General features: G+C 46.7%; 25 protein-coding genes and 1 riboswitch. Of the genes, 20 read left to right on the forward strand and 5 right to left on the reverse strand.

Going from position 1 to position 25,864, the window contains the following annotated elements; all coding sequences use genetic code 11:
- The first annotated feature begins 125 nt into the window (after positions 1-125).
- On the forward strand, positions 126-1,145 hold the full coding sequence (locus tag HP568_RS19575) for a phosphotransferase enzyme family protein (RefSeq protein WP_173629991.1): 1,020 nt from the start codon (positions 126-128) through the stop codon (positions 1,143-1,145).
- A gap of 39 nt (positions 1,146-1,184) precedes the next feature.
- Here HP568_RS19575 and HP568_RS19580 read toward each other — a convergent pair whose 3' ends face one another.
- Together HP568_RS19580 and HP568_RS19585 are read right to left on the reverse strand one after the other, a co-directional pair.
- The gene (locus tag HP568_RS19580; protein ID WP_173629992.1) at positions 1,185-2,342 is read right to left on the reverse strand and encodes a GNAT family N-acetyltransferase; all 1,158 of its coding nucleotides are present in this window, start codon (positions 2,340-2,342) and stop codon (positions 1,185-1,187) included.
- 286 nt (positions 2,343-2,628) lie between these two features.
- Positions 2,629-4,764, reverse strand: coding sequence for a helix-turn-helix domain-containing protein (locus HP568_RS19585; RefSeq protein ID WP_173629993.1), 2,136 nt, complete (start codon positions 4,762-4,764; stop codon positions 2,629-2,631).
- Positions 4,765-4,887: 123 nt separating this feature from the next.
- Between HP568_RS19585 and HP568_RS19590 the strand changes: the two genes are divergently transcribed.
- From HP568_RS19590 to HP568_RS19660, 16 genes are all read left to right on the forward strand, one after another.
- Positions 4,888-6,339 carry an aldehyde dehydrogenase family protein gene (locus HP568_RS19590; RefSeq protein WP_217366679.1) on the forward strand — a complete coding sequence of 484 codons (1,452 nt, stop codon included), beginning with the start codon at positions 4,888-4,890 and terminating at the stop codon, positions 6,337-6,339.
- A gap of 26 nt (positions 6,340-6,365) precedes the next feature.
- Complete coding sequence (locus tag HP568_RS19595) at positions 6,366-7,256, forward strand: NAD(P)-dependent oxidoreductase (RefSeq protein WP_048032999.1); 891 nt, start codon at positions 6,366-6,368, stop codon at positions 7,254-7,256.
- 336 nt (positions 7,257-7,592) lie between these two features.
- Entirely contained in the window at positions 7,593-7,697 is a 105-nt protein-coding gene (locus tag HP568_RS30295; protein ID WP_201265926.1) for a class III lanthipeptide, read from the forward strand.
- A 141-nt stretch (positions 7,698-7,838) separates the two neighbouring features.
- Complete coding sequence (gene lanKC, locus HP568_RS19600) at positions 7,839-10,460, forward strand: class III lanthionine synthetase LanKC (protein ID WP_173629994.1); 2,622 nt, start codon at positions 7,839-7,841, stop codon at positions 10,458-10,460.
- A 159-nt stretch (positions 10,461-10,619) separates the two neighbouring features.
- Complete coding sequence (locus HP568_RS19605; protein WP_173629995.1) at positions 10,620-10,928, forward strand: thioredoxin family protein; 309 nt, start codon at positions 10,620-10,622, stop codon at positions 10,926-10,928.
- A 64-nt stretch (positions 10,929-10,992) separates the two neighbouring features.
- Complete coding sequence (locus HP568_RS19610) at positions 10,993-12,276, forward strand: glycoside hydrolase family 18 protein (RefSeq protein ID WP_173629996.1); 1,284 nt, start codon at positions 10,993-10,995, stop codon at positions 12,274-12,276.
- 96 nt (positions 12,277-12,372) lie between these two features.
- On the forward strand, positions 12,373-12,600 hold the full coding sequence (locus HP568_RS19615; RefSeq protein WP_041749457.1) for a hypothetical protein: 228 nt from the start codon (positions 12,373-12,375) through the stop codon (positions 12,598-12,600).
- Between the two features lie 81 nt (positions 12,601-12,681).
- Complete coding sequence (locus HP568_RS19620; RefSeq protein ID WP_173629997.1) at positions 12,682-13,893, forward strand: alanyl-tRNA editing protein; 1,212 nt, start codon at positions 12,682-12,684, stop codon at positions 13,891-13,893.
- Positions 13,894-13,924: 31 nt separating this feature from the next.
- Positions 13,925-14,308 (forward strand): kinase-associated lipoprotein KapB, encoded by a 384-nt coding sequence (kapB, locus tag HP568_RS19625; RefSeq protein WP_048033004.1) that lies wholly within the window; start codon positions 13,925-13,927, stop codon positions 14,306-14,308.
- Positions 14,309-14,349: 41 nt separating this feature from the next.
- Positions 14,350-14,460: riboswitch (TPP riboswitch) on the forward strand.
- 199 nt (positions 14,461-14,659) lie between these two features.
- Positions 14,660-14,863 (forward strand): sulfur carrier protein ThiS, encoded by a 204-nt coding sequence (thiS, locus tag HP568_RS19630; RefSeq protein ID WP_007729348.1) that lies wholly within the window; start codon positions 14,660-14,662, stop codon positions 14,861-14,863.
- 5 nt (positions 14,864-14,868) lie between these two features.
- Entirely contained in the window at positions 14,869-15,642 is a 774-nt protein-coding gene (locus HP568_RS19635) for a thiazole synthase (protein ID WP_173629998.1), read from the forward strand.
- Complete coding sequence (locus tag HP568_RS19640; RefSeq protein WP_173629999.1) at positions 15,635-16,930, forward strand: acetylornithine deacetylase; 1,296 nt, start codon at positions 15,635-15,637, stop codon at positions 16,928-16,930. The genes HP568_RS19635 and HP568_RS19640 overlap by 8 nt, the downstream gene beginning before the upstream one ends.
- Positions 16,931-16,937: 7 nt before the next feature.
- Positions 16,938-17,618, forward strand: coding sequence for a thiaminase II (gene tenA, locus HP568_RS19645; protein ID WP_173630000.1), 681 nt, complete (start codon positions 16,938-16,940; stop codon positions 17,616-17,618).
- Positions 17,603-18,385 (forward strand): ABC transporter ATP-binding protein, encoded by a 783-nt coding sequence (locus tag HP568_RS19650; protein ID WP_173630001.1) that lies wholly within the window; start codon positions 17,603-17,605, stop codon positions 18,383-18,385. Before tenA ends, HP568_RS19650 begins: the two co-directional genes overlap by 16 nt.
- Positions 18,385-19,143, forward strand: a complete 759-nt coding sequence (locus HP568_RS19655; RefSeq protein ID WP_173630002.1) for an ABC transporter permease — start codon at positions 18,385-18,387, stop codon at positions 19,141-19,143. The genes HP568_RS19650 and HP568_RS19655 overlap by 1 nt, the downstream gene beginning before the upstream one ends.
- Positions 19,140-20,171, forward strand: a complete 1,032-nt coding sequence (locus HP568_RS19660) for an ABC transporter substrate-binding protein (RefSeq protein ID WP_007729333.1) — start codon at positions 19,140-19,142, stop codon at positions 20,169-20,171. Before HP568_RS19655 ends, HP568_RS19660 begins: the two co-directional genes overlap by 4 nt.
- An 89-nt stretch (positions 20,172-20,260) precedes the next feature.
- Here the strand turns inward: HP568_RS19660 and HP568_RS19665 are convergent, their stop codons facing one another.
- A complete protein-coding gene (locus HP568_RS19665; protein WP_173630003.1) occupies positions 20,261-21,643 on the reverse strand; it encodes a sensor histidine kinase in 1,383 nt (460 codons plus the stop codon).
- Positions 21,644-22,357, reverse strand: a complete 714-nt coding sequence (locus tag HP568_RS19670; protein WP_048033011.1) for a response regulator transcription factor — start codon at positions 22,355-22,357, stop codon at positions 21,644-21,646.
- Between the two features lie 151 nt (positions 22,358-22,508).
- On the opposite strand from HP568_RS19670, the gene HP568_RS19675 reads away from it, so the two are divergent.
- From HP568_RS19675 to HP568_RS19685, 3 genes are read left to right on the forward strand one after another with little or no spacing between them, the layout of a single operon-like run.
- Positions 22,509-23,420, forward strand: coding sequence for an ABC transporter ATP-binding protein (locus HP568_RS19675; RefSeq protein ID WP_048033012.1), 912 nt, complete (start codon positions 22,509-22,511; stop codon positions 23,418-23,420).
- Entirely contained in the window at positions 23,420-24,169 is a 750-nt protein-coding gene (locus HP568_RS19680) for an ABC transporter permease (protein ID WP_173630004.1), read from the forward strand. Before HP568_RS19675 ends, HP568_RS19680 begins: the two co-directional genes overlap by 1 nt.
- A gap of 12 nt (positions 24,170-24,181) precedes the next feature.
- A complete protein-coding gene (locus HP568_RS19685) occupies positions 24,182-24,913 on the forward strand; it encodes an ABC transporter permease (protein ID WP_173630005.1) in 732 nt (243 codons plus the stop codon).
- Positions 24,914-25,175: 262 nt separating this feature from the next.
- On the opposite strand, the gene HP568_RS19690 is transcribed toward HP568_RS19685, so the two are convergent.
- Entirely contained in the window at positions 25,176-25,718 is a 543-nt protein-coding gene (locus HP568_RS19690) for a hypothetical protein (protein ID WP_173630006.1), read from the reverse strand.
- Between the last annotated feature and the right edge of the window lie 146 nt (positions 25,719-25,864).

A 25,864-nucleotide genomic window follows, 5' to 3' on the forward strand; every position in this document is an offset into this window, starting at 1 on the left:
CACCTCCTGAAGTTGAGTTTGCAGTCTGACCTTAGGTTGGAGTCAAGCGAAAAAAAGGAAAGAGGAGTATGGCGGAAATCAAACGAATGTAAGCATATGATCCATATAGTGATAGGGGGATTCGCATGACGAGGTTATTTCAGTTGGAGTCTGAAGATGACATCGAGAAGGTAGTGGCCCAGTCGCAGCAAATCGTACAAAGGGCGATGCACGAATACGACTTGGATGGGGAACGGCTTCGTTTCAATCAACTATCCGATACTTGCACGTTTGTGATCGAAACAGAGAAGGATGGTACCTATTTACTCCGCATACATGGAAACAAGAACAGAAATGAAATTGATTCCGAGCTTGCTTGGCTCAGCTATTTGCATGAAAAAATAGAGATAGCGATTCCAACGGGAATTGAGTGCCGCAATGGTTCCAAGACAGTGAGCATCGATCTTGCGAATGGTGACTGTGTATTCGTATCCGTCATGCGTTGGGTCACAGGGGAGCATGCAGATGAAGAGCTTTCGGAAAACCAAGTTTACAAAGAGGGCGTCCTGTTAGCAAAGCTGCATACCGTATCTCAGGATTTCCAATTTCCCCCTGAATTTACACGTCCGATCTGGGGAGCGGATAGCTTCAAGGAGGCCATGGCTAGATTGACGGAGCATTACCAACGGTTTCTGACAGACGAAGAATTCGAGCTATATGAATTGGCGGCGGATAAAATACTCACTTGTCTCGCCAAATTGGACAAGAATAGCAGCCACTATGGAATCATTCACGGCGATCTGCACCAAGGCAACATCGTGTTTCACAACGGTGATCCTCATCCGATTGATTTTGGAAGATGTGGGTTTGGTCACTATCTTTATGATATCGCCCATACCATTTTGGGTTTATATCCTGCACAAAGAGAGCTAGTCATAAAAGGCTACGAGAGTTTGCGGAAACTAGAAGGGGACTGGCTTCCTTCACTAGAGAGCTTCGCGGTGATGGTCATGATTGAAAATTATAGTCACCATGCTCCTGACCCCAGAGAAACTGAGGGGCTAAAAGAAGAACAGCCCTATGCAATACCAATGATCAAAAACTACTTGAACGGCAAGCCATTTCTTTTTCAGTCAAAGGCAGAGAACGAGAGGGAAAATGGATGAGCTCAGCAAAAAGCCGCCGATAAACGGCGGCCGTTTCCATTATCGTACGGATTCAGCAAGAACACGAGCGATCTGCTCGCTGTCCGGTTCTCTGTACACATAATCATGATAATGCGGGTGGTGAATGCTTACCCAGCCGTACTCGATAGCCTTTTTGTAGTAATGCCTAGCACGGTCCTCTTCACCACTGAGATAGAACATGCAAGCAGCATTCCAATACAAGGCCGGATCGCCATCCCAATCCCAGCCTTTATCAAGTGCTTGGGCATAACTCCATCCGGAACGGGGGTAGTCTTTTTCCACGCCATATTTCAGGTCGCCTCGCATATAGTGGTTGCCGTTGACAAGGAAATTGTTTAAAGGAAGGTTCCATCCGAACAGAACCGGGAAATCCGCGAGCAACTCGAAACCGACAGACAAGGCTGTTCGCTGTGAACCTATATTATTTGACCAGCACTGCCATCCCACTTTTTTGATTCCGCGTTGTTTGGCGAGTGAGAGAGCACCCAATGCTGTCTTTCGAGCCCATCCGTTACCTCGATAATCCTCATCGGTTTCAATACCCAATTCACATTCGTCTTCTACTACCCAATCCGTCATGCACCAACTAATAATGGTAGGCCCCTCATCGGTATCTTGAATTGCGGCACAACCGAAGCCTTTGTCTTCATAGGCTTCAATGGATGGCCAGTTCTCTGCTATTTCATCAAGAACATCCTCAATACCTATCCATTCTTTACGCTTCAAAAAGGTGCTGTCTATCGGGACAATATGATTGTCAACAGGAGGGGACAGATCCTGTAAATGGTGAGTAAAGATCATTCGTCCACTTCGCATGGGAAATAGATCTTTCATCACGATATCGAGAATGTCATCCCACTTCTCATCCGTAGGATAAAACAGGACGTAGTCAAGCTGTTCATCAGCAGCAAGCTGCGGTAAAATCTCCTCTTTGAGCAATGCATTCACTTCTTTAAAGAAGAGCGGATTATCAACACTGCCTCCTAGAAAAATACCTTGGGGGCTTGTCAAGAAGGCTGATCTCGCGTCATTTGACAGGAATATTCTACCGGGAATCACACCTGCAATAACGCCTTTGATGGATACATGATGCTTCAACGCTTCAAACAGATCGGTCGCGCTATGGAAGCTATCAGTTGTGAGTTCCGTTCCTTGAACCATTTTTTGAGCAAACATTTCGTTCATTTCCTCCCATAGCATATGAGAGAAGGGATGAAATTATCGTTTGGAACCTCTCATATGCTTTTCCATTTGTTTTTGCGAATCCAAAACATCATCACTCCTTTACCTAGAGTAGGGCGCGAATCTCTGGGGTGTTTGTTGTCTGTTGCCCCCATGTTCATTATGGATGAATATCCAAATATTACAAGGAGAAATTTCATTATTTACATAATTTTATTATGGTAAACAAAAGGTAGCCCAGGACTTTTTTCTGTCCAATGCTACCCCTGCCTTTTTCGATTCATCCTTCCTGGCGCAAATGACAAGCGAGCTGTAATTTCAGCAAGTCTTCCGGATTGCGCAAATCGATATGAAGAAGCTCCTCGACTTTGCGTAATCTCTGATACAACGTATTGACGTGAATGTGCAGCTCCTTGGCGGTGAGTTGAGGGGATTGACTGTATTTCATATAGGTCATGATCGTCTGTTCCCATTCCTGATATTTTTCCGGGTCTTGCCAGAATGGCGCAAACACATCTTGAATGAATGCATCAATATCGGCCTGACTCTGGTTCAGCATGAGGCGATTGACGCCCAGGTCTTTGTAGTGCACCACACCATAACGGCTGCGGTTGGTCAAGTAGTGAGCGGCTTTCTTGGCTTCTTCGTAGCTTTTGCTGATTTGCTCAATCCCGCTTGCCATACTTCCAACACCAATCGATAACGATGCTTCCTTGCCAAGTTCCCACTCATAGGACGCCTGTTGTAGCCTCTCCCGGATGTCCTTGCCATCTCGGGACCCGAGAGACCGAATAAGAAGCGTGACATGGTTATGGAATCCGTAGACAAACATCTGGGTTTTACTGAACTCCCATTTCCAACGGGTAATGAGCCGATGAATGTTTGCTTCTAGCAAAGCCAGATCGTGGCACTGCGTCAGATGGGCATAAACTACGTAGTATTTTGCTTGCGGCTGTAACCCCATCGAACGGGCGCGGTCAACCAGTTCATTGCCTTTGCTTGCAATCAGCTCTTGAAAAAGATCGTGTGCTCGCTTGTACAGCACGGAGCTGATCGATTGCTTTTTCACCAAATCGAGTATGAGCACAGCACGCCCTTGCTCGACCGTCATTCGTGCAAGATCAGATAGCCCGCATTCATCTAAGGGAATCATGAGACATCCGAGAAAGATGCTCCCATTGATTAGTGGATACAAACAAAACAGTTGATCGTCACCAGTAGCGGGAGAGAACAGGCTGACGGAAACAGGCTGTCTTCTTTTGTTCAGCAATGAATACAGTTCATCCCAGCTAAAAAATAAAACACTCTTTTCCGGATACATTTTCTGCTCAAGCCAATCGGCAAAATAGATGGAATGGCCTGTCATTTTGCTGAGGGTCTTTACGATTGTTCCTGCCCCTTTATTTTGCAGGGACAACTGCTTGATCGATTCATGGATCTGGTTGCGCTGTATCAAATCATCATGCTTAGCTTGCAGTTGGGCACTCATGGCAGCCATATGTTCATACGCTCGCTTGACTTCTGCATAGAGTTCGGCATTTTGCAGGGCAATGGAAGTTTGGTCTGCGAAGCCTTGGAGGAGGTCGAGGTCGTACTCCGTAAACACATTTTCCTGATAAAACTGATGCAGAACCAGCACGCCGATACGCTTTTCTTCACGTGATATTGGAACGCATAGCAATCCATTCAAGTCTCGCAATGTTTTTGCGTGGTTCAGGGAGTGAAAGTTGTCAGCGGAGATGTCCTTCATCGCGTAGGTTGTTTCTTGACTGGTTTTGTACATGCGCGGGATACCGTCTTCAAACACTTTGCCCGCGATGGATTCGCCCACCCGCATTTTGAGATCCTTGAACACCGTATCATGAAAACCGACGGTCGCTTTCGGGATCAATCGGTCGATAGTGGGATCATACAAGTGCAAAAGACCTGCATCAGCAGCCGGGATAACAGCCAGTGCGTTACCAATGATGCCACGGATGATTTGGTGAACGTCGAGGGTTGCAGATATGGAGCGAATCCCTTCAAAGAGCTTCTTGCTTTCCTCCGCTTTGGCAGTCATTTTTTCTTCTGCCAACAACAGGTGAATCCCGAACCACAGTAGTTCCCGTTGGTCAGAGGTAAGGATGACTGATTGGTTTGCTTTATGTGCAAGGCAAATAACAGCTTGTCCTTCCTTATCGTAGAAAAAACGGTACATCTGTTGGGAGGGAAGAGACTCATATGTATAACGCATGTGGCTAGCATCGCCGTCACAGCGAGGTACTGTCGTAGGGGGAATATTTGTGGCAGCGGTTTCATGGAAAGAGGAAAAAATAAGCCGAAAATGTCGATCACGCGAAAATTGGAACCAGATCGAAAATGGCTGATCACCAAACCATTCGTGCAGCTTTTGAAGCAGGAGCGAAAATGAATTCATCCACGTGTCCTCCATGTAGAGAAATACACATTTATAGTTGGAAATAAGTGTCTGTATATACATTGTATTCATAATTTTTGCTATATACAATACTCCTATAAGATACGGAAGGTGGGAGACGATTTGACAGCAACCTACAATAATTACATCGATGGCGCTTGGGTGACGAGCCATACTGGGCAAGTTTTCCCTAGTACGAACCCTGCCAATACGAATGAGGTTCTCGGTTATTTTCAAAAATCGGACGGGCTGGATGCGCGTTCTGCCATTGAAGCTGCTGCCAATGCTTTTGGTGAATGGTCGCAAAAATCGGCTCCCTCACGCGGAGAATTCTTGTTCTCCCTCATTCACTTATTGGAAAAACACAAAGAAGACCTCGCAGAAACGATTACCCGCGAAGTCGGAAAAACTTTGCGGGAAGCGAGAGGCGAGGTCACCAAGACAATCACTTCCATGAAGCAGTTGACTGGGGAAGCCACTCGCCTGACAGGTCAAACGGTGCCTTCCTTTGATGAACGAGTAATTGGTTACACGGTGCGAGAGTCAATCGGGGTTTTCGCGATTATTGCGCCTTGGAATTTTCCATTGGGGATTGGCTTGTGGAAGATTGTCCCGGCTATCCTCGCAGGCAATACGGTTGTGTTCAAGCCAGCAAGCAACACCTCCTTGATTAGCGTAAAGCTGGTAGAGCTCCTGATTGAGAGCGGCGTACCGGGTGGTGTAGTGAATTTGGTAACAGGACCGGGTGCGGTAATTGGTGATGAATTGGCGAATCATCCACTGGTCAAAGGCATTTCCTTTACCGGTTCTTCTGAAGTAGGACTTGCCTTGGGGAGAGCAGTTGGAGCCAGAGGGGGCAAAATTCAGGCGGAGATGGGTGGGAAAAATCCGGCGATCATTCTCGCGGACGCTGATATTGACCTCGCTATCGATTCCATCGTACTAAGTGGATTCTTCGATAATGGGCAACGTTGTACGGGGACCAGTCGCGTATTGGTCGTTCCCGAAGTAGCCGAACAAGTAAAAGCAAAACTGATCGAGCGAGCGAAGAGCTTGAAAGTCGGAAATGGTTTTGATCCAGAGAATCATAACGGTCCAGTAGTGGACGAGCATCAGCTTAATTTGTATCTCCATTATGTACAAAAGGGGATCGAAGAAGGTGGCGTACTGGAATGTGGGGGTAAGCGCCTGGTAGAAGGTGATCTCGCCCAGGGCTACTTCGTCGCACCGACGGTATTTACCGGCATTACACAGGAGATGACGATTGCCAACGAAGAAATTTTTGGCCCTGTGATCGCTGTGATCGATGTGGACTCTTTCGAACATGCTATGCAAGTGGCTAACCAGGTGGAATTTGGTTTATCCTCCACGATTTTTACGAACGATTTGCAAAAAGCTTTCCAATTTGTCAAAGGCATTCAGTCAGGTGTCACGCATGTCAATATGCCGTCGACTCATTTTGAATCACAGTTTCCGTTTGGTGGCAAAAAGATATCGGGATTGGGGCCGAGAGAGCAAGGGGAGTCAGCGCTCGATTTTTACGTCGAGACAAAAACCGTTTATATTCGACCATAAGTATAGGGAAAGCAGGAGGAGCGAAGATGGAAGCGATTGGTGTAATCGGCATTGGTGCAATGGGTAAAGGGATGGTCTGTAATCTATTGCAAAAAGGCTACCACGTGTATGCCTATGATCCAAGTCCGGCAGCAAAAGCCTGGGCGAAGGAAAAAGGAGCGATAGTCGTCGAGTCTCCACGGGCAGTGGGTAGCGTAGCACGTGTCGTTTTCACTTCGCTTCCAGGTCCTGCGATTGTTGAGGAAGTCATGCTGGGTACGGACGGACTTTTCTTATCATTAGGGGCGGGCAGTTTCGTGTTTGATACAAGTACGATCGATCCTGCTACAGCAAAACGTCTGAATCAGCACGGCGTAGAAAAAGGGATCTACTACTACGATTGTCCGGTGAGTGGAGGACCTGCGGGTTCTGCTGCTGGAACGTTGACCATTATGGTCGGCGGTGATGAGGCCAAGCTTCCAGAAATCATGGACTATCTCAGGGCAATTGGAAAGGAAATTTTTTATCTGGGGGAATCCGGCGCCGCACAAGTTGCGAAGCTTTGTCACAACTCAGTCGTTGCCGTCATCACAGCAGCGTTGGGCGAGGCGTTCAGTGTCGGGGCAAAAGCAGGTGTCGATCCACACAAGCTGGCAGCAGTCATGGACAAAGGCTCTGCCCACAATCGTGTGCTCTCTGTTTTTGGGCCTAACATCTTGTATGGTACGTATGAAAATACAGTCTTTTCCTTGGATCATATGCACAAAGATTTGCAGCTCTATGCGCAAACCGCACGTGAACAGCAAGTGCCTGTTCTCGTTGGAGGAACGGTTGCGCAAATGTATGAGGCAGCGAAAGCACAAGGCAAGGGTAGCTGGGATTCGAGTGCGGTCTGTACCGTGACAGAGGAGTTGGCTCATACAACGATTGCGCGTTAAGCGTTGAGGTTTAAAGAGAAAGTAGACTACATCAACTATTTCTTGTAGTCTACTTTTTTTCGTAGGCTTCTCTTCCCCAAATAAAAGATGAAAAACTCAGTAGAGGTGACTCTCCAAGAATCTGGTATCATCAGCTATTTGGGAAATTTACTGAATATATCGCAGATTTCGAATTCATTTGACAATAATATCCACTTATTGTTAAAATATGTAATATAGATTCGATTTAAAGGTGGTTAGAATTTTAGTTTGCGATGAAGAGCGGAGCATTAATATAGTACAAGCTTTATAATAGTCACGACATTTCATCTAAATTTTGGAAGGAGGTGAATGATAATGAATCAAGTACTGAATTTACAAAAACTTCCTCAAAACGAGGCAAGTGAAGCAGCTGCTAGGTGGTCATTGTATAGTAACATTTGCCATTGGCCATGGGGGTAATGGTTGTAAAGTGCTTCTTCAGAGAAGACCTAGTTGAAGGGTAACTTCAACTAGGTCCTTTTGATTGAGACGAATAAATAAGATGTAGCTTACAAATGATTGGGAGAGGTACATAAATCATTTATGAGAGGAGCGTATATCATGAAGGCAAACATGGTTTATTATGATTATTTAAATGAAAACTCGAAATATTTCACTCCTAACAAATCAAGCGTTACTGAGAGAGAATTTAATGTGACAAATTTATCAGATGATTGTGTAGTGAGCAAGGAAGAAAATTCCGTATGGAAAATGTACATGTTTAAAGAACAATCCTTGCAAGCTCAAGGCTGGAAAATCCATATTAGTGCAACACTTGATAATGCCGAACAGATTTTACAGAAAGTCAGTAATATATTGGTTGAACGTAAAGTCCATTTCAAACATCTTGCAAGCGAATGGGATTATCTTACTACAAACTCAAAGACCGCAAATAGAGCAAGTTCGGGAAAGTTTATTACGATCTATCCTCCTAGTGACGATGATTTTTTAAATTTATTAGATCTACTATATACCACTCTTCATTCTTTTGAGAGTGGTCCATACATTCTGAGTGACAAATGTTGGAAAAACAGCAATGTTTACTATAGGTATGGCGGATTTGCAATGATATTCAACGAACAAGGCGAATTGTGCATGAAAGATGAAAATGGTGAATTGCTTGTAGACGAAAGGGTTCCTTACTATAAAGTACCTTCTTTTGTTAAAGAATTTGATCAGTATTTAGATTCTTTAAACACCACATCTATTGAGGCTGAAGTAGAAAATAATAAATTTGAAGAATACGAATTTCAAAGTGCACTTCGCTTTACGAATGGTGGAGGAATCTATTTGACAGAAAGGAAGAAAGATAAAAAGAAAGTCATTATTAAAGAAGCAAGGCCAAAATCAGGATTGGATGGTCAAAAAGTTGATGCATTAGAAAGACAAAAAATGGAACTTGATGCGTTATCAAAGCTATCGAAAGTAGATGGAATTGTAAATATACTAGATTACTTTACACATTGGAAACATAGTTTTCTTGTGGAAGAGTATGTGGATGGAATTGACTTAGAATCCTGGATTGTAGCGAACTACCCTTTTATTAATAATGGTGATATCAAAGTCTACAAGAACAAAATACATAATATTCTTACTAAATTGGTGTCTATTGTTGAAGAAATGCATAAAAATGGTGTAGGAATGGGAGATTTACAACCAGCAAATATCATCATATCCGAAGATTTAGACGTTACTCTGATTGACTTTGAAACAGCACGACCTAAGGATTTGGAAGGAAAGCCTACACTGATAACATGCGGATTCTCCCATCCACGTAATAAAAATAACGGAGAGAGGGACTGGTATGCAATAAAGAAAATTCTGCGATATTGTTTATTGCCAATTGGACCAATCGAGGATATTGATTCCGGTATGTATGATTATCAAGATCAATGGATTGAAAAAGTTTATGGAGAGGATTTTCTACTATTTGTAGAAATGATAACGGAAAAATGTAATCAGCATTTATCATTTATAGGAGAAGAGAATAGGTTGCAGGCCATTTATAAAAATGCGATGAAAAAGGATATTTCCTCCATTATAGAAGGTCTCAGAAATGGTATTGAGAAAAATTTTGTTCGTAGCGAAAAATTAATTCATGGCGATATCAGGCAATTTGAAAGCAAAGCTGGGAAATACAATGTACAAAATGGGGGCACTGGAGCTGCACTAGCATTTTTTAGATCTGGTACTGTGAGTGAGTATATAAACCATTGGATTGAAAATGAATTAATGAAAAACATCGATTCTATTGAACAAAGTGGATTATTAACAGGTAAGGCAGGCATAGCGACAACATTATATGAAATCGGTTATAAAAAAGAAGCAATAAATATCTTTGCAAACATGAATCTTAATTCGTCTGATATATCATTAAGGTCAGGATTGTCAGGAATAGGTCTTGGTTTAGTTAGTCTTTATTTAGAAGAACAAGATGAACGTTTCCTAGAAAAAGCTATATTTGTCGCTAGTATCATTGATACTTTTATGAGCGAGAAGAAAGAGTTAAAAGTTCAGGATTGGGCTGGGATTCCAATCGGTATAATGGATGGTTGGTCTGGAGTCTCGTTGTTTTACTCGGCTTTGTATGCAGTCACCAAAAAGGAAAGTTATTACCTAAAATCTATTGAATGTATTGATAAAGATTTAGAAAAAACAAAAGAAGACAAAAGCACATTGCAAACGATTGATGACTCCAATCGTTTATTACCTTACCTTTCAGGGGGATCGGTAGGTATAGGAATAGCAATCGTTTACCTAAATCATGTTAGCGATAAAAAACGTTACCAAAGAGAATTGAGCTTAATTACGAATTTATATCGTGTTAGATGTAGCTTTAGTGGGGGGCTTTACGATGGCGCTGGAAGCTTTTTGATGATACCGCCTCTACTAGGAAAAAGTGATTCTGAGTACACAAACAAAAAAGATTGTGTAATAGAATTGTTACGTTTATTTTTAATTCCTAAGGAAAATCATATTTTATTTCCAGGGCAGTTTTGTTATCGTTTGTCTAATGACTTTCAAACAGGGAGCTCTGGTATTATACTAGCTTTAGAGGGGATATTGAAAGATAACCCATTATATTGGCTTCCATTAATAAATATCGATGACTTTTATAAAAATACAAAATATAGACAAGATGAAGTATGTGTAAATGCCGCCCCAACTACAATCAAGCAATGAGTCGTAGAGTAGTGGTTAGCTTTGTTCTATAATTGTATAAGAGTACCAAATGGACAGTGCTACCTTATGGTTGGTTGCTGTCGTTTTTTTGTTTGCGAAAGAGAAAAAGGTTGTTTAGATCCTGCATCATGTCCAATGTGCAGAAAGGAGAGATACGACTTGCAAGAACTAACCTCAACAGAACTGATCCAATACCTGCAAGAAAAAGAGTCGGTCGCTCTTTTTGTCTATACACCGATGTGTGGGACCTGCAAGCTAGCAGCACGCATGCTCGGCATCATGCAAGAAACATGGCCTACCGTTCCTCTGTATCAGATCAACATTAATACGGCGCCTGCATTGGCAGAGCAATGGCAAGTGACCAGCGTTCCCGCCTTGCTTATTTTTCAACGAAACGAATTGTTAGAACGCCATTATGCCATCCAGTCCGTTGGATTTTTATACGATGTATTGAAACCTCTGGCCTAGACATACACCTAATTCCTTCGCCATGAATATGACAGAGAGAGAAGAAATGCGAAGGAGGAGGCGTATGCAAATCCACGTGGTGGAAGAAGGACAAACCTTAGCAAGCATCGCCGAGACGTACGGCACAACGCCGGAAGCGATCAACAAGGCTAATGAACTGCCAGATCCGAATAAGCTGGCAACTGGGCAGGCGATGGTGATCCCGATTGTAGGTAGCTACTATTGGGTTAAACAAGGAGATACGTTGTATACGATTGGTCAGCGTAACCAGATCAGCGCAGCAGAGCTTGCTCGCGTCAATGGGATTTCTCCCTATAAACCGCTACAAGTCGGGCAAAAGCTCTACATCCCGCCTCGCCCTAGACGAGCGGCTGATTTCAATGCGTATGTGGAACCGCGTCGAACTGTCCCACCAGCGATGGAAGCGGATGTCCGAACGGCTGCCCCTCATCTTACGTATTTGGCGCCGTTCAGCTTTCGTATTAAACGGGATGGAACCCTCCAACGACCAAATCTGAACAACTTTCCGGCGATCGCAAAAGAAAACCAGGTCCTACTTATGATGGTCGTGACGAATTTGGAAAAAGGTCAGTTCAGTACGGAATTGGGCGCACTCATCCTGAACGATCAAGAGCTCCAGAACAAATTGTTGGATAATATTCTCGCGACCGCCCGTGAGTTGGAAATGGGGGATATCCATTTTGATCTGGAAGCATTGCCCACAACAGGTGCAGAAGCGTACGCGAACTTCTTGCGAAAAGCAAGGGACCGTATACATGCAGCAGGATTGATGATGTCTGTTGCGCTCGCACCGAAGACGAGTGCCGAGCAAGCAGGCAAATGGTATTCCGCCCATGATTACAAAGCGATAGGAGCGCTTGCCGATTTTGTCGTGATCATGACGTATGAATGGGGCTATAGTGGTGGTCCTCCCATGGCGGTTTCTCCAATCGGACCGGTGCGGCGTGTCTTGCAGTACGCCATTACCGAAATGCCAGCCGAGAAAATTTTGATGGGCCAAAATCTGTACGGATACGACTGGACCTTACCGTACGAGCGAGGAACGACAGCGAAAGCTCTGAGTCCGCAAGCAGCCATTGCTCTGGCTGCGCAGCATAATGCAGTGATCCGGTATGACTATCGCGCACAGGCTCCGTTTTTTACGTACACTGATGATCAAGGCAAGCAACATCAGGTGTGGTTTGAGGATGCACGATCGATTCAAGCCAAGTTCAATCTGGTTAAACAACTCGGTTTGAGAGGCGTCAGCTACTGGAAACTCGGTTTGCCATTTCCGCAAAACTGGCTGTTGATCGAGGAGAACTTTCGCGTCCGTAAGCGTGCATAGTCATCAGGCGTACATTCCATTGGGGGCTGTACGCCTTTTTTTCAAATGAAAAATCATGGTATGATGAAGATGACAGGAAGGAAAAGGGGAGAAATCATGGGAGAATGCAAATTGGATCACAGCCATGAGGACGTACTCAAAAAACTGGCAGAACAAGCTCCACATCTGTCAGAGTTGCGTGTGAGTCAATTCAAAAATCAGTTGAATGGCGAACTTAGCCAAGAGCGTCTAAACGAGCTGTTTCATTTATTGAAAAAGTATGACCTGGCGAGCCCAGAGGAGCGCCAAGAGCGCGAAAAACAAATGGATCACTTGTTTGGCTAAGCTTTATACATACGTTTTTCGTTTTGCCCCCTAGTGGGAGAATCAGGCTGGAACCACAGTTCCATGCAGCGAGGAGTAACAATGGACGACAGACTCTATTATCAGGATGCCTATACGAGAACGTTTTCGGCCCAGGTGACGAGAACTGGTGTTGAGCAAGATGGGACACCTTACGTGGTACTGAATCAAACGGCTTTTTACCCTACTGGAGGCGGACAGCCTTCTGATCTGGGCGTATTGGGAGAGATTTGTGTAGTAGATGTGGAAGAGGTAGATGGCGAAATTCGTCACCGACTGGAAGCCCCCTTATCGGAAAGCATAACGGAAGTAACGGGTCACATCGATTGGGACCGCCGCTTCGATCACATGCAGCAGCATGCTGGCCAACACATTTTATCCGCGTCCTTCCTGGAAGTCGTGCAGGCGGAAACCGTTGCCTTTCACTTGGGTAAAGAACGTGTCACCATTGATGTACGACTGGATGAGTTGACAGCAGATGTATGGGAGACGATAGAAAAGCGAGCGAATCAGATTGTTCTGGAAAACCACCCCATCATTGCGCGGTTCGTTGATGACGAGGAATTGGCAACGCTGCCCTTGAAAAAACAGCCGACCGTTACTGAAAATATTCGTGTCGTGATGATACCTGATTTTGATTACAACCCATGCGGAGGGACACATCCAGCGCGTACGGGCGAAGTCGGGATGATCAAGATCTTGGGCTGGGAGCGACATCGCGGAAACATTCGTCTGGAATTCATCTGTGGCTGGCGAGCTTTGCGGGACTACAACCAAAAGCAAGCTGTCGTTCGTGATACGGCCAAGCTGCTCGCTACCAATGAAGGGGAACTGATCGCACAGACGGAACGCCTCCTTGCAGAACGCGACGCCTTGAAGGCAAAATTGGCAGAAGTGGATAAGCAGCTCTTGGAAGTGGAAGTGAATCAACAACTATCTGCTGCTAGCCAACTCGGTCATTCTCGCCTCATTATGCGTACCTTCACAGACAAAACCATTCAACAGCTTCAGCAGTTCGCACAACTGGCTACTGCTCTGGCGCCAGATGCAATTTGCCTCTTGGCAGCTACTACTGAAGACAAAATGCAAGTCGTGTTTGCTCGTGGGCATGAAGTCAATGTAGCCATCAATCAGGTGTTGAAAGAAACCTTACCGGTTATTAACGGAAAAGGTGGGGGGAATCCTGCCATGGCACAGGGTGGCGGTCAGTCGGTAGTGGATGCGGAGGAAGTATTGCTACATGCTCGCAAACTGCTGGAAGACTCACTAATGTAAATACATTCCATAATAAAAGGAGGAATCCGCGATGAACTGGAATCCGGGAGATATCGTTCGTGTTGCGCAGCGAACGGGTGAATATATTACAGAAGTATTGGAAATCCACGATTCGAAGCTGCTGGTAAAAGTGTTGGCAGTGACCAAATACCCAACGCAAGGCGATTTGCATTCTTCCTACGAAGTAGATGTGCCGCTGTTTCACCAGCGTCCAGCACTCTCTTACATGGAAAAATTCATGACGCCTGTCCAAGGGGTCATTCGCTATAATGGCGCGATTCCAGACTACAAGGAATCTGTGCGTCAGGCGATGGAGAGAGAAATGGAAAAGCTGGCGAAAATGGCAGCTTGGGCAGAACGTTGTCTCGTTGAGCTGGAAAGGATGCACAAGGAAGCCTTTACAAACACGAAATAGAGTGGTACTGTAGTACTCGAATGTACGACAATTGCATAGCTTTACTACCAAACGGGAGCCAAGCAACGTTGGCTGAGATTGTAACGAGTGTGTTACTGACCGTTGAACCTGACCTGGGTCATGCCAGCGGAGGAAGAGGTATTTGGAATCAGTATCACGTGTCGCATCCGAGCGGAACTATGCTTGTTTGCGTGCATGCATGATAAGATCTCACTCAACCATCCGAGGCGGATGGTTTTTTTATGCCATTCGTCCCGTGAGATGGGATGGGTATACGGCTTCTTCTGTTTGTCTGAATCGACTCAGGCAGGCGGGAGAAGCCGTTTTTTTTCCAGTAGAAGGAGGTAATCAATGATTGTTCAGCTGAATGGGAAAAAAGTAGAGTTGGCGGAAGAGATCACGACAGTGCGGGCCTTGCTCGCTTCTTATTCCCTGCAAGAGAAGATTGTCGTCGTGGAGCGAAATGGTGAAATTATTGACCGCTCAGCGTACGAACAAACACCGATTGCAGACGGAGATCGCATAGAAATCGTTCATTTTGTCGGAGGAGGATGATCATCATGATGGATACATTGAAAATTGGACCGTACGAGTTTCGTTCCCGTTTGCTTCTCGGGACAGGTAAATTCGCTGACTTGGACACACAAGGGAAAGCAGTAGAGGTGTCGGAAGCAGAAATTTTGACCTTTGCGATTCGTCGCTTGAATTTGGAAAATCCGCAAGAACCAAACTTTTTGGAACAACTCGATTTGAAAAAATTCACCCTGCTACCAAATACAGCAGGTGCCTATACAGCGGAAGAAGCGGTGCGCATTGCCCGTTTGGCCAAAGCATCTGGCCTGTGTGACATGATCAAGGTCGAAGTCATTGGAGATCCGAAAACACTTCTCCCTGACCCGATTGGCACGCTCGAGGCTTCGAAAATCTTGGTGGAAGAAGGCTTTATCGTACTGACCTACACCAATGATGATCCGATTCTTGCTAGACGTCTACAAGAGGTTGGCGTACATGCGGTTATGCCAGGTGCGTCACCAATTGGTTCCGGACAAGGGATTGTCAACGAAAACAACCTCCGCTTTATCATCGAGGATGCCAAAGTACCGATTATCGTGGATGCAGGAATCGGCTCTCCAGCAGACTGCGCGAAAGCGATGGAGCTGGGTGCTGACGGTGTCTTGTTGAATACAGCAGTCGCCCTTGCTGATAATCCTGTCTTGATGGCAGAAGCGATGAAGCTCGGAGTAGAAGCAGGTCGCAAAGGATTCCTGGCAGGCCGTATCGCGAAAAAACGTTACGCGTCCGCAAGCAGCCCGACTGAAGGGTTGATTGAGTAGCGTGGATCGACTGACAGAAGCGGTAGAATCGATTGCCAGCCGCAAAGAAGAGCTGTTCGCATTATTGGCAGAGCTCGTTTCTCATCCGACTGTAAGTCCTCCCGCGCGAAACAGCCACGCCGCGCAAGGAGTAATCGCCAACAGACTGCAAGCGATGGGATTCGAGGTCGATCGCTGGACGGTATATCCAGGAGACGACAATATCGTCGGTCGGTTATCAGGGAGTGCCTCTACACAGGCAAACAGCTTGATTGTCAACGGGCATATCGATGTGGCTGAAGTTGGAGATGACACGGGGTGGACCTATCCACCCTTTGCTCTGACACATGGCAAGGATGGACGCTTGTACGGCCGTGGCGTTGCTGATATGAAAGGTGGACTCGCTGCGAGCATGTTTGCGATCCAAATGCTGCGCGAGCACGGAATCGAGCTCCAAGGAGATCTGCTCTTTCAATCCGTCATCGGAGAAGAAGCAGGCGAAGCGGGGACATTGGTCGCTATCGAGCGTGGCTATCAGGCTGACTACGCCGTTGTAGTGGATACGAGCAATCTCCACATGCAAGGGCAGGGCGGTGTCATTACAGGCTGGATCACGATTGAGAGTCCGACGACGCTGCATGACGGAATGCGCGCACAGACCATTCATGCAGGCGGACGTGTCCGGGGAGCTTCTGCCATTGAAAAAATGACGAAGGTGATCACCGCACTACAGGAGCTGGAACGGGACTGGGCCGTCATGAAGTCCTATCCCGGCTTCCCGGCAGGCAGCAATACGATCAATCCCGCAGTCATCGAGGGAGGTCGTCACGCCGCGTTCATCGCAGACCGTTGCGCTCTCTGGATTACCGTTCACTTTTATCCGAATGAATCCCATGAAGAGATCATCCGAGAGATCGAGGATCACGTCGGGCGTGTAGCAGCAGCTGATCTTTGGCTGAGAGACCATCCTCCGACATTCCGCTGGGGTGGACGTTCGATGATTGAGGAGCGCGGTGAAATCTTTCCTTCACTGGAGTTGGATACGAAACATCCGGGCTTGGCAGCGCTGCAATCTGCCTATGAAAGTCACATGCATCAAGCGCCCAGTGTAACTATGTCGCCTACGGTGACAGATGCAGGCTGGTTTGCGCATGCAGGCATTCCGGCTGTATTATTCGGGCCCGGTGAGCTCATGCATGCACATGCCGTAGATGAATCCATTGATCCTGACCAGCTTGTTCATTTTGCCCAGATCATGGCCCGTTTTATTGCCAACTGGTGCAATACCCCAAAGGAAGCGAAGGAGTGAGTATCGCATGGCAACCTTTACTGATCGATTGAGAAAAAGTGTAGCCCCGATCTGGGAGCGTGTTCATCAACATCCATTCGTCACCGGACTTGGAGATGGCAGCCTGCCCGTTGGTGCATTCAAATATTACATGAAACAAGACTACATCTATCTGATTGATTACGCCAAAATGTTCGCAATTGCGAGTGTGAAGGCGTACGATCTGGAAACAAGCTCCAGATTCGCCGCTTTGCAAGAATCAACGCTGAACACAGAGATGGAGCTGCATCGCCAGTATGCCGAGCGCTTTGGTATCTCTCGCGCGGAGCTGGAAGCAACAGAGCCTTCGTTTGTAATGCTCGGGTACACGAGCTACATGCTGCGTGTCGCTCATCAAGGCTCGGTGGCAGAATTGGTGAGTGCACTACTCCCATGCACATGGAGTTATTGGGAGATCGGCAAGCGTTTGGCTCAAGTAGAAGGGGCGCTGGATCACGAACTGTACGGGGAGTGGGTACGCATGTACAGCTCCGATGAGTTTGGGCAACTGGCGATCTGGCTGATTGAGATCATGAATCATTTGGCGGAAGGAAAGAGCGAGCAAGAGCTGGCCAGGATGGAAGAGTATTTTGTCAATACCTCCAAAATGGAGTACATGTTCTGGGACATGTCCTACAGAGAGGAAATGTGGCCGTGGGAGAACAACTAGCTTTCGCCGACGTCAGCTTTTCGTATGGCGACAAGCAGATTCTTGATCATTTTGATCTGCGTGTGGAAAAAGGGGAGTTTGTCAGCTTGATCGGTCCGAGCGGGATCGGGAAAAGCACTTTATTTCAACTCATCGCAGGTCTTCTTGAGCCGGGACAAGGCGAAATCAGGCTCGGCAGTGTACCGGTAGCAAATCGTTTGGGGCAGGTCGGCTATATGCCCCAACGCGATTTGCTCATGCCATGGCGTACGATTGTCGAAAATGCAGCTTTGCCGCTAGAAATCAAAGGTATGACGAAAAAAGAAGCGCATGAGCGTGTCAGACAGCAACTGCCTAGGTACGGGCTTCAGGATTGGGCTGACAGCTATCCAGCCCAGCTTTCTGGTGGAATGCGTCAGCGAGTTTCCTTTTTGCGCGCGTTGTTTTCTGGTGCAGAGATGATGCTATTGGATGAGCCGTTTAGTGCATTGGATGGAATTACGAGAATGGACATGCAAGAGTGGCTGATGGAAAAGTGGCAGGAAACAGGCAGTACGATGCTGATGATTACACATGACATCGACGAAGCCATTTTACTTGCAGATCGTATTATTGTGCTTTTAGGTAGTCCGATCACTAAGCCGATCGAATTAACCGTTCAGGTGGGCAGACCACGAACGGTGAGCAGTCGCAACCAAGCCGGATTCTTGGCATTGCGTGAACAAATTTGGGAACTGCTTCGACAGGATCGCCAAGCAGCAATGAAGCCGTTGAGGAGAGAAGCATGATGGGGAGAGGCATCTGGTTTGGCATCTCCATTGCCATTTTTCTCTTGGCGTGGGAAGCTGGTTGTCACTTCTTCGGAGTGCCGCCATTCATTTTACCGCCGCCTAGCGCTGTGGTTGTATCGTTGTGGGATTTACGTTCCTCTCTAGTAGGTGTACATCTTTGGGCGACGTTAAAGGAAGTGTTACTGGGGCTATCGATCTCGATTGTATTTGGAATCTCCCTTGCATTTGCGATGATTCGCAGTCGGATTGTGGAGCGCTTGGTCTATCCGTATATCGTCATCTCCCAAACGATCCCCCTTATAGCATTATCACCCGTATTCATTTTGTGGTTCGGGTATGATTTATCTGGAAAAATCGCTGTTACGATTCTGTTTACTTTCTTTCCGATCGTCGTCAACACGTATGATGGACTTCGCTCAACAAACAAGGAAATGCTCCAGCTGTTAAAAACGATGGGGGCAACGAACGGACAAATTTTCACCAAGCTGCAACTCCCGTCGAGCTTACCCCATTTCTTCAGTGGTCTCAAAGTGGCAGCTAGCTACAGTGTAGCTGGGGCGACGATTGGGGAATGGCTGGGAGCGAGCGAGGGACTCGGGTACTTTGGCAGACGGGCATCTGGCAATTTTCAGGCTCCCGCGTTGTTTGCCTCGGTCCTGTTGCTCTCGATTCTAGGCATGCTGCTGTTTTGGCTGGCTGGACGAGTCGAACGTCATTTTTCCCCGCATATGAAAATCAAAGGAGAACAACAATGAAACCTTTCAACAAATGGACGAAAGCATTTATGGCACTCACATTAGCAACAGGTCTTGCTGCTTGCGGCAATCAGGCGAGTACCGATGCTGGTCAGACGCAAGCCCCTGCTGATAAAGGAGCGGAGCCGACTGAGCTTACCATTGCGCTCGATTGGTATCCGAATGCTGTACATTCCTTCTTGTATGTCGCTGAGGAGCAAGGCTACTTCAAAGACGAGAACCTCAAGGTGACCATGCAAATGCCTTCAGACAGCAATGATCCGTTGAAGATGGCGGCTGCGGGCAAAGTAGATTTGGCAATCAGTTATCAACCACAGCTCATCCAAGCTCGTGCCGAAGGAGTCCCTGTCGTATCTGTAGGTGCACTTGTACGTCATCCGTTAAACGTGATCATGACGCGCCAAGACAGTGGAATCGATACTCCGCAGAAGTTGGCTGGAAAAAATATCGGTTATCCATCACTTCCACTTGATGAATCGATCGTACGTCAAGTTGTGAAGCATGGTGGTGGCGATGATTCCGGACTGACCTTCACGGATATCGGCTTTGACATCGTCCCAGCGTTGACGGCAAAAAAAGTCGATGCAGTGGTAGGTGGCTATATCAACCATGAGCAACCGATATTGGAGAAGCACGGCGTTCCAGTCAATGTGTTCAAGCCTTTTGAGTTTGGTGTTCCAGACTACTATGAGCTCGTATTGGCGACAAGTGACGAGACTTTGGGCAAAAAACAGAAAGCTGTGGAAGGTTTCCTACGTGCGATTGGCAAGGGACAGGACTATGTGAAAAATAATAAGGAAAAGGCACTCGATTTGTTGTTTACCAAACAGGCTACGGATTTCCCGCTGGAAAAAGACATTGAGACCAAGAGCTTGGATATCCTCATTCCGTTGATGGATGCGGGAGAAAAGCCTTTTGGATACCAGACGGCCGAATCTTGGCAAACACTGATTGATTGGATGAAAAAAGAGAAGCTGATAACAACTGACATCAAAGCAGAAGAGATCATGCGCGATCTCGTGAAGTAATCAGTAAAAAGCACCCCCTTTGTTCGCTCTTGGGAGTCTACTCTCCATTGGCGAGACAGAGGAGGTGCTTTCTCTATGATGTTTTCCTTTTAGGAGGAGAGGGGGAAACAAAGTTCTGCTGTCATCCCTTTTCCTGTATCGCTTGTTAACAGCAGGTGTCCATGATGAGCGGCAGCAATACGTGCAACCATAGGAATACCGAGACCATGACCATTGTGTAAAGGAGATTTTCTTTTTGACGAATAAGGCAATTCCACCAAATCAGGCAGCATGCTGTGCTCAATGCCTTTTCCGTTATCAGTGATAATCAGAAGAGCATTGCGCTGGTTGGGCGACAGGGTCGTTTGCACGTGGATGTGACAGCCTGAAGGGTTATGCACGATGCTGTTTTGGAGCAGGTTCGTGATGGCGCGGACAAGAAGTTTTTCGTCGCCCATTACGAAGCATTGCTCAGTCGTGACATCCAGCTCAATGGTAAAGGTCTCTGCCAAATCATTGTTCAAAAAGTCAGTGACAATTTGCCGCGCAAGTGTCGATAGCCGAATCGGTTTGGTATGAATGGGCTGCATTTCGTATTCCAGCATGGAAACGAGATTCAAGTCGCTGACCAAAGACCGGAGCTTTTCCCCTTGCTTTCGAATGATACTTGCTTTTTGCTGTTGCTCGTAAGGCACCGCATCGCTCTCTTCCAATTCACTGGCATACCCGAGCACCATCGATAATGGCGTGCGTATATCATGGGAAATTCCAGCGATCCAGTTCGAGCGTGCTTCGTCTCTGGCTTTTAGCAAAGCGTTCTTCTCTTGCAGAAGCGACGATGCATGATTGATGCTTCTAGCAATCCCGCTGAACATTCCCTTTGCCTCGACATGAGTATGCTGATCTTCTGACAGAGCGTGAATTCCGCTAATCAATGGGCGGATTGCCCGAATGAGTCGAGAACCGATGAATAGAGAGAGAAGAGCAGCGAGCAGTACATTTCCGAAAAGCAAAGCCAGTAATCGATACGGTAAATCGCTTATCCAACTGATCGGGAAATGAAACTGGTACTTGGCGAGACTGTCCTTCGGGTAGCCCACGACGACTAGCCCTCTCTCATGCTCCCAAACAAAAACAGGATAGTCCTGTAAGTAATTTCGCGAGAACTGCGCTACTTCTGCCAGAGAATAGGCGCGGGGCAATTGGTCTGGTATGGCGTAGTCCCAGATGACCTTCCCATCGTTTGCAATCAGCATGGCCCAAGCCTGGCTTTTTTGCAACCATTCTTGTGCTTTTGGCTCCAACGTATAGTGGGAACCGTTCTGGTGAAGACCTTCTGCGACAGTTTGTGTGACGTGGACGGGAGAAGAGCCCTCGTTCATGCCTTTGAAAACAAATGTACCGAGAATGATGTAATTGACGATGAGCAAAAAGAAGGCAATCAGGATAGAAGCACCTGTATAACGACGTAATATTTGTGCGGCTCCATCCATCTACGACTCTTCCTTTACGAGTAATTTGTATCCGAGTCCTCTTACTGTCAGCAAATATTCAGGGGTAGACGGACATGGCTCGATCTTTTCGCGAATGCGCCGCATATGAACCATCAACGTGTTTTCATACCCGTAGTAATCGTCACCCCAGACGGATTGGCACAGGGCATCGCTCGTGACAATTCGTCCCCGGTTTTCATAGAGTTTTCGTAAGAGGGCGTGTTCCTTGGCAGTCAATGCGTATTCGTGGTGATCTCTCGTCACGATGGCCGCCTCCAAATCGACTGTACTGTCACCAAGCTGGAAAACGGGCAGACGATCGATTTGGGGAGGAGCGTAAACGCGTCGTAAAATGACCAGGAGACGAAGAACGAGCTCGCGCGGCAAAAATGGCTTCACGATATAGTCGTCAGCACCAAGGCCAAGTCCGAGCAATCGATCTTCATCTTCCCCTCTCGCTGACAGAAAAATGACAGGGATTTGCGAGAAACGACGAATCGAAGTCAAAAGTCCAAATCCATCTCCATCTGGAAGCATGACATCCAGGATCGCGACATCAGGCTTGTCCGAAGCACATATCACTAACGCCTCTTTACAACTACCCGCATGAAAAATACGAGAGAATCCTTCCTTACGCAAAAATCCATCGATCATATTTCTGATTTCTAGCTCATCTTCCACGATGAGCACTTTTTTCTGTTTCCACTCTTCCATATTGAATCACCCGTATTCATTATACTCGCTTGATTTGTGTGTTCTACCCACTCTGAGTCGATTTAAGGTTGTCGTAAGATTCTTGTCAGCTTATCGACGGGTTGAGACTCTATGATTCGTAGGAGAGACCAATAGATAGGAGCGAGAAAAGATGAATACGGTGATTCAAACGGAAAACCTTTCAAAGCGCTATGGAGAAGTCTATTCCGTCCAGCGGGTGAATCTAGCGGTAGGAGAAGGGGAGGTCTATGGCTTCCTCGGTCCAAATGGTGCAGGAAAATCGACGACTCTTAAAATGCTGCTAGGATTAGTCAAGCCGACTGAAGGGAGTGTATCTGTATTCGGGAAGGATTTTAGCAGGAACCGAGTTGAGATTTTGAGTCAGACGGGTTCCTTGATCGAGGCTCCTTCCTATTACGGTCATCTTACCGGCCTGGAAAATATGCGCGTCATGCAGCGGCTGCGAGATGTCCCGGACAAACATGTAGAGAAAGCTTTGCAAATCGTCCGTTTGGAAAAACAACAGAACAAAAAGGTAGATCAGTATTCGCTTGGGATGAAGCAGCGACTGGGAATTGCCATGGCTTTGCTGCATTTTCCAAGGCTCGTCATCCTCGATGAACCGACAAACGGACTGGACCCAGCAGGAATCGGTGAAATTCGGGAATTGATCCAATCGTTGCCACACCAGTATGGAATGACCGTGCTGCTCTCCAGCCATCTGCTCTCGGAAATCGAGCAAGTGGCTACGTCCATCGGCATTATCCACGGGGGGCAGCTACTCTTCCAAGGGAGTATGGAGCAGCTGCAACGCAACAGTCAGCCTCATGTTTGGATGAAAACGCAGGACAATGAAAAAGCGAGAAGAGTTCTTCAAGATATGGAGCTTTCTCCAAGTCTCCAAGATGGATACCTTGTCATGGAAGGCATGAATGATAGGGAGGTAGCGCAGACAAACCGGGCGCTGATTATGGCGGGTTTTGATGTTCATCGCATTGAAGTGCACAAACAAAGCTTGGAGAGCATTTTCCTCTCCCTTACAGGCAAGGAGGGGAGCTTGTAATGAGGACACTCTGGTTAGAATTTTATAAAATTCGACATAAGCGTTTGTTTCTCATGCTTGCCATTCTTTTGAGTATCGAACTGGCATGGGGGTTCATGGCTGTCAGTATTTCCATGACAAAAAATCCGGATGCCGCGAAGTGGAGCGCCATTCTGGTCACGATTACAGCCATGAACGGATTGTTTTTGCCAATCGGCTCGGCTGTCATTGTTTCACGGATTTGTGATATGGAACATAAAGGGCGTACATGGAAGCTGCTGTTGGCTGCTTCTGTCAGCAAAAAAGCGGTTTATGCAGCAAAATTCGTCTCTGCGGCTGTTTTGATGGGAGGTGCCGTCATTCTACAGATATTGGCGATCGTTGCATTTGGTATTGTCTATGGTTTAGCAGAGCCAGTCCCGATTAGCCTATTACTCGGCTTGGTAGCAGGGACTACGCTGACGAATCTCGTGGTGATTGCTCTGCAACAATGGGTCTCTCTCGCCATTAAAAACCAGTCGTTCAGCCTATGCCTCGGGATGATCGGGGGCTTCATTGGCATGACGGCGAGCTTGTTTCCGCCACAAATTGGACGCCTTTTCATCTGGTCGTACTATGTAGACTTTTCGCCCGTTACGTATCAATTCGTAAATGAAACCATGTTATTTACTACACGTGAAATCGGCGTTCATTTGCCGATCATCGTCGTACTCATGGGCATTGCATTTTATCTTGCTGGGAGCATTCACGTATCCCGGCAAGACGTGTAGGGAGGATCTCGTATGGTAATCAGATGTTTGGGAGCGGAATGGGTAAAACTCCGCCGTTCTCGTATATGGCTTGTTTTGCTTGTGCTTCCTGTTTTCAGTACACTGATCGGTTTCGCCAACTACTGGATGAACCAAGCGATCCTGCAAAATGGCTGGTACAGCCTGTGGACGCAGGTGAGCTTGTTCTACGGTGAATTTTTCTTGCCCATTCTCATCGCGATCTGCTGTTCGTTCGTGTGCAGACTGGAGCATGCAAACCGTAACTGGAACGTGATACTGACAGCGCCTGTACATAGGCCAACGATTTTTTTCGCGAAGCTGGTGGTGGTTGGTGTTCTCCTTTTTGTTGTACAGCTTTTCTTCTTGGTGCTGTATATTTGCGCGGGTTTCATCGCTGGACTACATGCCCATTTTTCGTTTCCTCCAGAGGTGTTTGGATGGATCATGCGAGGCTGGCTGGCTTCGCTTGCCATCGTCGCCTTCCAACTATGGCTTTCCACGCGGATACAGAGCTTTGCTGTACCTGTCGGCGTTAGTGTTTGCACTGTTTTTGTAGGGTTGGGCTTGTATGTGTCTGGGCTGGGGATGTTTTTTCCTCTGTCGCTTTTAACGATTGGCATGGGCGTGCTCAGTCAAGAGAGTTTGTCGCTGGGAGAGCTGGGGGCGTTTGTCGTCATGTGTGTCCTGTTCGTGACGAGCGGCTGTGCGCTGGGGATTCGCCGTCTTACGAGAGCAGGTCTTTAACAGTTTTCGCCACATTAACGGTTTCCCTTTCTTGTCAAACAACCTTATAATAGAAGGTGAATGCTTGAATGAGGAGAAGTTTCCATGGACGACAAACACATAAACAAGACGAATAGCAAATGGGTGATCTGGGGGTTTATTCTCAGCGTACTCGCTTGTGCTGTGTCTATGGTGATTTTCATCTACGTGATGCGCAACTAACAGCACATGATGGAAACGTCAAAAAACCGCTCGTATACGAGAGCGGTTTTTTGCTGTGACGCTAGCGGGATATCGCTGTTATTTTTCGGATGGCTTCTTCTTGTGACAGTTGGTTCAGCTCGGTAAAACCAAGGTTGGAAAGAGCAATCGTTTTTCCTTGATAGATGGGATAGACGCCTTGCCAGAGCCCTGCTGTACTGTACAGGTGTGATCCGCTCACTTTACGTAAAAACAACAAATAATTCCCTTCCGACAACGGTCCAGGATATTGCAGGTTGAGCGGACTGGAGGCATCGGGCAGCGGCTCTACGCCAGTGCTAATTACCGTTAATAGTCTGGACGACGAGCCTTTAATGGCCGTTTTTACCTGAAGGTTTTGTGTGTAGTTCACAATCTTGCCTTGGGGAATCGTGCGTCCCGTTGGATGCTCCCGGTGGGCACTGTCTACCCAGGCGATAACGATCAAGTCTGACTTTTTTACAAGCTCCGCAAGAGAAGGATACGTTGAGGGATCTACTTGTACACGTCCCATGTCGGTTTGGGCATGGACGGGGAATGAAAAGGCGCAGAGAAGCGACAGACAGAGTAGCAATCGATAGAGCATGGACCCATTTCCTCCAAACAAAAGAAGTCTTGAAGGTAGTATGAGCCGAATGAGTATCGTTCATGCCAGTAGACTTTTAGTATAATGGTAATATTCCGAATAAATAGAATACGTGCTATCATGATGGCGTACTGTGATTTGTTGGT

Source organism: Brevibacillus sp. MS2.2, from assembly GCF_013284345.1.
In the GTDB taxonomy this organism is placed as follows: Bacteria; Bacillota; Bacilli; order Brevibacillales; family Brevibacillaceae; genus Brevibacillus; species Brevibacillus brevis_C.

What these genes read in the sequence shown, in the direction of transcription:
- HP568_RS19575 (WP_173629991.1), top strand. Translation starts at nt 126, where the DNA reads ATGACGAGGTTATTTCAGTTGGAGTCTGAAGATGACATCGAGAAGGTA.
- HP568_RS19580 (WP_173629992.1), bottom strand. Translation starts at nt 2,342, where the DNA reads ATGTTTGCTCAAAAAATGGTTCAAGGAACGGAACTCACAACTGATAGC.
- HP568_RS19585 (WP_173629993.1), bottom strand. Translation starts at nt 4,764, where the DNA reads ATGAATTCATTTTCGCTCCTGCTTCAAAAGCTGCACGAATGGTTTGGT.
- HP568_RS19595 (WP_048032999.1), top strand. Translation starts at nt 6,366, where the DNA reads ATGGAAGCGATTGGTGTAATCGGCATTGGTGCAATGGGTAAAGGGATG.
- HP568_RS30295 (WP_201265926.1), top strand. Translation starts at nt 7,593, where the DNA reads ATGAATCAAGTACTGAATTTACAAAAACTTCCTCAAAACGAGGCAAGT.
- lanKC (WP_173629994.1), top strand. Translation starts at nt 7,839, where the DNA reads ATGAAGGCAAACATGGTTTATTATGATTATTTAAATGAAAACTCGAAA.
- HP568_RS19610 (WP_173629996.1), top strand. Translation starts at nt 10,993, where the DNA reads ATGCAAATCCACGTGGTGGAAGAAGGACAAACCTTAGCAAGCATCGCC.
- HP568_RS19615 (WP_041749457.1), top strand. Translation starts at nt 12,373, where the DNA reads ATGGGAGAATGCAAATTGGATCACAGCCATGAGGACGTACTCAAAAAA.
- HP568_RS19620 (WP_173629997.1), top strand. Translation starts at nt 12,682, where the DNA reads ATGGACGACAGACTCTATTATCAGGATGCCTATACGAGAACGTTTTCG.
- kapB (WP_048033004.1), top strand. Translation starts at nt 13,925, where the DNA reads ATGAACTGGAATCCGGGAGATATCGTTCGTGTTGCGCAGCGAACGGGT.
- thiS (WP_007729348.1), top strand. Translation starts at nt 14,660, where the DNA reads ATGATTGTTCAGCTGAATGGGAAAAAAGTAGAGTTGGCGGAAGAGATC.
- HP568_RS19635 (WP_173629998.1), top strand. Translation starts at nt 14,869, where the DNA reads ATGATGGATACATTGAAAATTGGACCGTACGAGTTTCGTTCCCGTTTG.
- tenA (WP_173630000.1), top strand. Translation starts at nt 16,938, where the DNA reads ATGGCAACCTTTACTGATCGATTGAGAAAAAGTGTAGCCCCGATCTGG.
- HP568_RS19655 (WP_173630002.1), top strand. Translation starts at nt 18,385, where the DNA reads ATGGGGAGAGGCATCTGGTTTGGCATCTCCATTGCCATTTTTCTCTTG.
- HP568_RS19660 (WP_007729333.1), top strand. Translation starts at nt 19,140, where the DNA reads ATGAAACCTTTCAACAAATGGACGAAAGCATTTATGGCACTCACATTA.
- HP568_RS19665 (WP_173630003.1), bottom strand. Translation starts at nt 21,643, where the DNA reads ATGGATGGAGCCGCACAAATATTACGTCGTTATACAGGTGCTTCTATC.
- HP568_RS19670 (WP_048033011.1), bottom strand. Translation starts at nt 22,357, where the DNA reads ATGGAAGAGTGGAAACAGAAAAAAGTGCTCATCGTGGAAGATGAGCTA.
- HP568_RS19675 (WP_048033012.1), top strand. Translation starts at nt 22,509, where the DNA reads ATGAATACGGTGATTCAAACGGAAAACCTTTCAAAGCGCTATGGAGAA.
- HP568_RS19680 (WP_173630004.1), top strand. Translation starts at nt 23,420, where the DNA reads ATGAGGACACTCTGGTTAGAATTTTATAAAATTCGACATAAGCGTTTG.
- HP568_RS19685 (WP_173630005.1), top strand. Translation starts at nt 24,182, where the DNA reads ATGGTAATCAGATGTTTGGGAGCGGAATGGGTAAAACTCCGCCGTTCT.
- HP568_RS19690 (WP_173630006.1), bottom strand. Translation starts at nt 25,718, where the DNA reads ATGCTCTATCGATTGCTACTCTGTCTGTCGCTTCTCTGCGCCTTTTCA.